This is a genomic window from Patiriisocius marinistellae, assembly GCF_009014635.1.
GTDB classification, from domain to species: Bacteria; Bacteroidota; Bacteroidia; order Flavobacteriales; family Flavobacteriaceae; genus Patiriisocius; species Patiriisocius marinistellae.
This window is the reverse complement of the sequence record NZ_BKCF01000001.1, coordinates 1,471,856-1,478,771: the sequence shown is the minus strand read 5'-3', so window position 1 is coordinate 1,478,771 and position 6,916 is coordinate 1,471,856. Positions and strand designations below refer to the sequence as shown.

Here is a 6,916-nt window from a genome sequence, read left to right as displayed (position 1 = left end):
TCATTCCTTTCTTAACTGTTTGGAAACTCAGATCTTAACCAAAAACAAATGTTAAATCACATCTATACCTTAATATATATATACCAAATTATTATAAAAAAGTACCCAACAAAATAAACACAGAGACCTAAACTTTGAAATGGCTTAAAACAATTGACTTTTAGAACGTATATAATATAGTAATCTCCGAACATTATTGTTTAAATTTATATTAAAAGCAATTGGTAAACCTAGACACCCCTCTATTATTATACTTCAAAAAGCACTAAGAGCTCGGGTTAGGGATGGAAGTGACATCCTTTTAAGAAGCTTTCTCTGCTTTTTAAAAGATATAACGTACAGCCCGACCAATTAATAGGCTGGAGGCACGACGGAATATTAATTGGTAACGCCCAAAAACATACTAAATATAGCTATAAGGTAAGTAAGCTAAAACAACTTCCTTATCAAAACTCAAAAAGATAGGTTTATTGACAATAAGATTGAGCTATGAATAACCTTATTTTAATATTCTAAATTAATAAAACCTACTATCTTTGCCCTCTAAAATTATAATTTATGATTGCGATTACGTTACCCGACGGGAGTGTGAAACAGTTTAAGGCTGGATCTACCGCTATGGATGTTGCCAAAAGTATAAGTGAAGGACTTGCCCGAAATGTAATTTCGGCAGCTTTCAATAAAGAAACGGTTGAGACTAGTACACCTTTAACCACTGATGGTAGCTTGATTTTATATACGTGGTCAAATGATGAGGGAAAACAAGCTTTCTGGCATTCTTCTGCACACGTATTAGCACAGGCACTTGAAGAAATCTACCCTGGAATAAAGCTATCTATAGGACCCGCAATTGAAAAAGGATTTTATTATGATGTTGATTTTGGAGAAATTTCCTTTACAGAAAAAGACCTTGCCGCTGTAGAAAAGAAAATGATAGAAATTGCTCGCGGAAAACATGAATTCTCCATACGTTCTTCTACTAAGGCTGAAGCGCTTGATTTTTATAAAAAACAAGGAAACGAATATAAGGTTGAGCTAATTGAAAATCTTGAGGATGGAACAATCACCTTTTGCGATCATGATTCTTTTACAGATTTATGTCGCGGTGGTCATATTCCTAATACTGGGATTATAAAAGCTGTAAAATTGACAAGTATTGCCGGTGCATACTGGAGAGGTGATGAAAATAATAAACAACTTACGCGTATTTATGGAATTACATTTCCGAAGCAAAAAGAATTAACAGAGTATTTAGCTTTATTAGAAGAGGCTAAAAAAAGAGACCACAGAAAGTTAGGAAAAGAACTTCAACTTTACACTTTTTCACAAAAAGTAGGTCAAGGGTTACCTTTATGGCTCCCTAAAGGTGCAGCATTACGTGAGCGACTTGAAAACTTTTTGAAGAAAGCGCAAAAGAAAGCTGGTTACGAAATGGTAATAACTCCACATATAGGAAGCAAAGAATTATATGTAACTTCTGGGCATTATGAGAAGTACGGTGCGGATAGTTTTCAAGTGATTAAAACTCCTAATGATGGTGAAGAGTTTATGCTGAAACCTATGAACTGTCCTCATCATTGTGAGATATATAAAGATAGTCCTTGGTCATATAAAGATTTACCAAAACGCTTTGCTGAGTTTGGAACTGTATATCGCTACGAACAAAGTGGCGAGTTGCACGGTTTGACTCGTGTTCGTGGATTTACGCAGGATGATGCGCATATTTTTTGTACACCTGATCAATTAGATGCTGAATTTAAAAAAGTAATTGACCTTGTATTATATGTTTTTGGATCATTGGGGTTTGAAAATTTTACTACTCAAGTTTCTATAAGAGATTTGTCTAAGCCTGAAAAATACATTGGTGATGTTAATACTTGGGAAAAAGCTGAAGCTGCCATATTAAGTGCTGTAAAAGATAAAGGTCTTGATTATATAGTTGAAACGGGTGAAGCTGCATTTTATGGACCTAAGTTAGACTTTATGGTGAAAGATGCATTAGGAAGAAGTTGGCAGTTAGGAACTATTCAAGTTGATTATCAATTACCAGAGCGTTTTGAATTGACTTATAAAGGTAGTGACAATGAGTTACACCAACCGGTAATGATTCACCGTGCACCTTTTGGCAGTATGGAACGATTTATTGCTATTTTATTAGAGCATACGGGAGGAAATTTCCCTTTATGGTTAATGCCTGAACAGGTTGCAATACTATCATTAAGTGAAAAATATGAGAAATACGCTCAAAAAGTTTTAAATTTGCTTGAAAATCACGAAATTCGCGCCCTTGTCGATAACAGAAATGAGACAATTGGGAAGAAGATTAGGGAAGCCGAAATGAATAAAATCCCATATATGTTGATTCTAGGGGAGCAAGAAGAGAAAGACGGCACGATATCTGTTAGAAAACATAGTGAAGGAGATATAGGATCGATGACGGTGGATGACTTCGGAAATATGATTTCTGAAGCTATCAAAAATGAAATTAAAGAATTTAACGTGGATTAACCTCCACAATTATAATAACCAGATTTTCGCATTTGTGAAAATTACTAAAGTATATAAGCCATAGCAATACGAAGAAAAAGAAGCAGGGGTCCAGCAAGGATCATTAAAGAAGACCAACACAGAATTAACCGAAAAATTCGTGCAGAAGAGGTACGTCTAGTAGGTGACAATGTTGAAATAGGGGTCTACCCTACAAGAAAAGCACTTGCCATCGCAGAAGAACAAGAGTTGGATCTTGTGGAAATTTCTCCAAACGCCAAACCTCCGGTTTGTAAGGTTATGGATTATAAGAAATTTGTCTACGAGCAGAAGAAGCGAGAAAAGGCAATGAAGTCTAAAGCGACAAAAGTAATCATCAAAGAAATTAGGTTTGGTCCTAATACAGATGATCATGATTATGAGTTTAAGAAAAAACATGCTGAAAAGTTTTTAAAAGATGGAGCTAAATTAAAAGCATATGTGTTTTTTAAAGGACGTTCCATTATTTACAAAGATCAAGGAGAAATTTTGTTGCTTAGATTAGCTCAAGAACTCGAAGAACTAGGTAAAGTAGAACAAATGCCAAAACTTGAAGGTAAACGTATGATTATGTTTATCGCACCTAAGAAAAAGTAAACAGTGGCCAGTAACAATGTACATTTAATGTATGATGTAAAAGCTCTAAAAATATTCCGCCTAGCGGAAAATGCGAAATAGTAATAAATAAAGGAAACATGCCGAAACAAAAAACAAAATCTAGTGCAAAGAAGCGTTTTAAGCTAACAGGTACTGGAAAGATTAAAAGAAAGCATGCGTTTAAAAGCCACATCTTAACAAAGAAGTCTAAAAAACGTAAGCTTAAATTAACTCACGACGGTTTGGTACACCAAGCTGACGAGAGTAATGTGAAACAAATGCTTCGAATGAAGTAATCGTCTTCACGGTTAAACAAATTTTATAACCCTGGAGTAGCGCTATAAAAGTATTCTGAAATATGAATCGCCTACTACAAAAAACAAATTAAAGAAATGCCAAGATCAGTAAACAGCGTTGCCAAAAGGGCACGAAGAAAAAAAGTATTAAAACAAGCCAAAGGTTACTTTGGAAGAAGAAAAAACGTTTGGACGGTTGCTAAGAATGCAGTAGACAAAGCAATGTCTTACTCATACAGAGACCGTAGAAACAAGAAAAGAACATTTAGAGCATTGTGGATTACGCGTATTAACGCAGGTGCACGTCAACACGGAATGTCTTATTCTCAGTTTATGGGAGGTATGAAAAAAGCAGGTATTGAATTGAACCGTAAAGTTCTTGCAGATCTTGCCATGAACCACCCAGAGGCTTTTGAAGCTATTGTAAAAAAAGTAAAATAAGATATTTATAAACTCTTATTATTTCGCATAAAAAATCCCGCTCAATATGAGCGGGATTTTTGTTTATATAATATTAAAGTTTATGCGAAAATAAGTTGTGGATTAGTCATACTTAATCTAATTCATATTGTTAAAACTGATAACGTGCGCTTAAGCCTACATCCAAATCCAAGTCATCACGATAATCGCCAAAACCTAATTCAGGTCTTACATCTAATGAAAGCAGTAAAGGAAAATCAAAACTATACTCGATTCCTCCTACCCCAGCTAAGAAAGCAAATGTTTCATCATCATCTTCAAACCTTCCATTATTAAATCTACCGTCATCTACGTTAATTTGCCCTATTCCAGCTCCAGGACCTACATACCAATTAAAACCACCATCGATGTTGAATACCCACTCATATAATCCTAATAGTTTAAAAGCAGAATAATTTTTGTTGTCTCTAATTCCTAAAGCAAATTCTAATCTATTATTATTTGAGCCTACTGCTCTTTGATAATTGGCCTCTGCCCCAAAACCATCACTGTCTCCCAATCGAATACCTATTGCATTCTTTGAGATTTCTTGGGCCATTGCTCCCGTAAAAAATAATAATCCAAGGGCTATAAATACTATTGATTTTTTCATAATTTAATTGTTAGAATAATTAGCTTCAAATGTATTGACATTAAAGTTATACTAGTGTTAATGTCTTTTTAATCAATGCCAATTTTCTCACAAATTAATATGATTTAATTCTTTTCGTAAATCTCCTCAACAGCAGTTTTAAATTCACCCCAACTTATAACTTCATCACCATCTTTATCATAACCTTCAATAAGTTTTGATGCAACAAGACCTCTTATAAAACCAGAAATTTCGGCTTCCTTCAAAAGTTTTACAATTTCGCTTTTGTTCAAAGTACTATTTCCATCTTCGTCAAAAAAATTATATGCATCTTTTGGACTTGAAAAATGGGTTGCGATTAACAAATGTATTTTATTAAGGATGTCATCTTTTGTACTCATATGTTTTGATTTAAAAGTGATTTTATTAATTAAATAAATAATGAAAACAAATTTCGAATTTTTAAGTAATACTTTTTGCTCATTTAAGTGTATTCAAAAATTAATTTTAGTTTCCATATTTTTTAAAAATGTCTCTAAATTTTTAAAGTAAGGTTTTGAAAACTATGCTAAGTATTGTTAAATATGTTTTTGTAATCATAAAATAATGCTCCATCAAATAACTATAATTAATATTGAAACTGTAAACACTCCATCCAATTTTAGTACTTTCGCTAGCTTAAAATTTAGGATTCAAAAAGATGATTACAGTTGATAATATTGCAGTTGAATTTAGCGGTACTACCCTATTTAAAGATGTAAATTTTGTTATTAATGAAAATGACAAGATTGCACTTATGGGAAAAAACGGTGCAGGAAAATCCACAATGATGAAAATCATTGCAGGCGTTCAAAGTGCTACCCGCGGAAAAGTGAGCCGTCCAAAAGATACCATCATTGCATACCTACCACAGCATTTATTAACTGAAGACAATACTACTGTAGTTGAAGAAGCGTCAAAAGCTTTTAGTCATGTATATAAAATGCGTGATGAAATGGACGTTTTGAATAAACAACTAGAAACAAGAACAGATTATGAAAGTGACGAATATATGTCAATCATTGAAAAAGTATCTGATCTTGGTGAACGTTATTACGCACTCGAAGATGTAAATTACGATGCCGAAGTTGAAAAAGCACTTAAAGGTTTAGGTTTTAAACAAACCGATTTTACCCGATTAACATCTGAATTTTCTGGAGGATGGCGTATGCGTATCGAACTTGCCAAAATTTTATTACAAAAACCTGACTTGATTTTACTCGATGAGCCAACAAACCATATTGATATTGAATCTGTAATTTGGTTAGAGGACTTTTTAGTAAATAAAGCGAATGCAGTGATGGTTATTTCACATGATCGTGCATTCATTGATAACATTACAAACCGTACTATTGAAGTAACAATGGGACGTATTTATGATTATAAAGCAAACTACTCTCATTACTTACAGTTGAGAGAAGACAGGCGTTTACATCAGATTAAAGCGTATCAAGAACAGCAAAAGTTTATTGCAGACAACATGACTTTTATCGAACGTTTTAAGGGTACCTATTCAAAAACAAATCAAGTAACCTCACGTGAGCGTATGCTTGAAAAGCTCGAGATTATTGAAATCGATGAAGTTGATAATACTGCATTAAGATTAAGCTTTCCCCCTGCTAAACGCTCTGGTGATTATCCTGTAACAGTTGAACATTTGACGAAAAAATATGACGACCACGTTGTATTTAGTGATGTAAATATGTCAATCAAACGTGGAGAAAAAGTAAGTTTTGTGGGAAGAAATGGTGAAGGTAAATCTACAATGATCAAATCAATTCTTGGAGAAATTGAAGTTGAAGGAACATGTAGTTTAGGGCACAACGTGCAGGTAGGGTATTTTGCTCAAAACCAAGCGGCGTTACTCGATAACGAAATGACCGTTTTTCAAACCGTCGATGATGCCGCAAAAGGAGATGCACGTACTGGAATTAAAAATATTCTTGGACGTTTTATGTTTAAAGGAGATGATATTGACAAAAAAGTAGGTGTACTTTCTGGTGGTGAAAAAACGAGACTGGCAATGGTCAAACTCTTATTAGAACCTGTCAACCTTTTAATCCTTGATGAGCCTACAAACCATTTAGATTTAAAATCAAAAGATGTCCTTAAAGAAGCATTACAAGATTTTGACGGTACTTTGATTCTTGTATCTCACGACCGTGATTTCCTACAAGGACTATCTGAAAAAGTCTTCGAATTTAAAAACAAACGTGTCATAGAACATTTTGAATCTATTGATGCATTTTTAGAGCGTAATAGAATTGACAGCTTAAAAGCAATTGATTTGATGGGATAAAATAAATAACATCTATTTTTCTTCGGAAATTTTAATTAATTACTTTAATTGTTTTCATTTACAAAAGAAGATAATAAATTATAATTCCATTATGTAGAATTCTATCTT

Annotated in this window: 7 protein-coding genes; 5 read left to right on the top strand and 2 right to left on the bottom strand. The window is 33.5% G+C overall.

Annotated features, from left to right (window positions below; all coding sequences use genetic code 11):
* Window positions 1-558 precede the first annotated feature (558 nt).
* The 4 genes from thrS (at window position 559) to rplT (ending at window position 3,860) form a co-directional block, all read left to right on the top strand.
* A complete protein-coding gene (gene thrS, locus GB234_RS06605; protein ID WP_151893712.1) occupies window positions 559-2,508 on the top strand; it encodes a threonine--tRNA ligase in 1,950 nt (649 codons plus the stop codon).
* A 102-nt stretch (window positions 2,509-2,610) separates the two neighbouring features.
* Window positions 2,611-3,123: a translation initiation factor IF-3 gene (gene infC, locus GB234_RS06600; RefSeq protein WP_262714106.1), complete on the top strand. Its 513-nt coding sequence runs from the start codon at window positions 2,611-2,613 to the stop codon at window positions 3,121-3,123.
* 98 nt (window positions 3,124-3,221) lie between these two features.
* The gene (gene rpmI, locus GB234_RS06595; RefSeq protein ID WP_068762361.1) at window positions 3,222-3,419 is read left to right on the top strand and encodes a 50S ribosomal protein L35; all 198 of its coding nucleotides are present in this window, start codon (window positions 3,222-3,224) and stop codon (window positions 3,417-3,419) included.
* Between the two features lie 96 nt (window positions 3,420-3,515).
* Window positions 3,516-3,860, top strand: a complete 345-nt coding sequence (rplT, locus tag GB234_RS06590; RefSeq protein WP_151893710.1) for a 50S ribosomal protein L20 — start codon at window positions 3,516-3,518, stop codon at window positions 3,858-3,860.
* A gap of 130 nt (window positions 3,861-3,990) precedes the next feature.
* Here rplT and GB234_RS06585 read toward each other — a convergent pair whose 3' ends face one another.
* Both GB234_RS06585 and GB234_RS06580 read right to left on the bottom strand, forming a co-directional pair.
* The gene (locus GB234_RS06585; protein WP_151893709.1) at window positions 3,991-4,491 is read right to left on the bottom strand and encodes a hypothetical protein; all 501 of its coding nucleotides are present in this window, start codon (window positions 4,489-4,491) and stop codon (window positions 3,991-3,993) included.
* 104 nt (window positions 4,492-4,595) lie between these two features.
* Window positions 4,596-4,871, bottom strand: a complete 276-nt coding sequence (locus tag GB234_RS06580) for an EF-hand domain-containing protein (protein ID WP_151893708.1) — start codon at window positions 4,869-4,871, stop codon at window positions 4,596-4,598.
* Between the two features lie 299 nt (window positions 4,872-5,170).
* Here GB234_RS06580 and GB234_RS06575 point away from each other — a divergent pair, with 299 nt between their 5' ends.
* Window positions 5,171-6,808 (top strand): ABC-F family ATP-binding cassette domain-containing protein, encoded by a 1,638-nt coding sequence (locus GB234_RS06575; RefSeq protein WP_151893707.1) that lies wholly within the window; start codon window positions 5,171-5,173, stop codon window positions 6,806-6,808.
* The last annotated feature ends 108 nt before the right edge of the window (window positions 6,809-6,916 follow it).

Bases quoted from the DNA above. Each gene is read 5' to 3' on its own strand.
- thrS (WP_151893712.1), top strand. From the start codon at position 559: ATGATTGCGATTACGTTACCCGACGGGAGTGTGAAACAGTTTAAGGCT.
- rpmI (WP_068762361.1), top strand. From the start codon at position 3,222: ATGCCGAAACAAAAAACAAAATCTAGTGCAAAGAAGCGTTTTAAGCTA.
- rplT (WP_151893710.1), top strand. From the start codon at position 3,516: ATGCCAAGATCAGTAAACAGCGTTGCCAAAAGGGCACGAAGAAAAAAA.
- GB234_RS06585 (WP_151893709.1), bottom strand. From the start codon at position 4,491: ATGAAAAAATCAATAGTATTTATAGCCCTTGGATTATTATTTTTTACG.
- GB234_RS06580 (WP_151893708.1), bottom strand. From the start codon at position 4,871: ATGAGTACAAAAGATGACATCCTTAATAAAATACATTTGTTAATCGCA.
- GB234_RS06575 (WP_151893707.1), top strand. From the start codon at position 5,171: ATGATTACAGTTGATAATATTGCAGTTGAATTTAGCGGTACTACCCTA.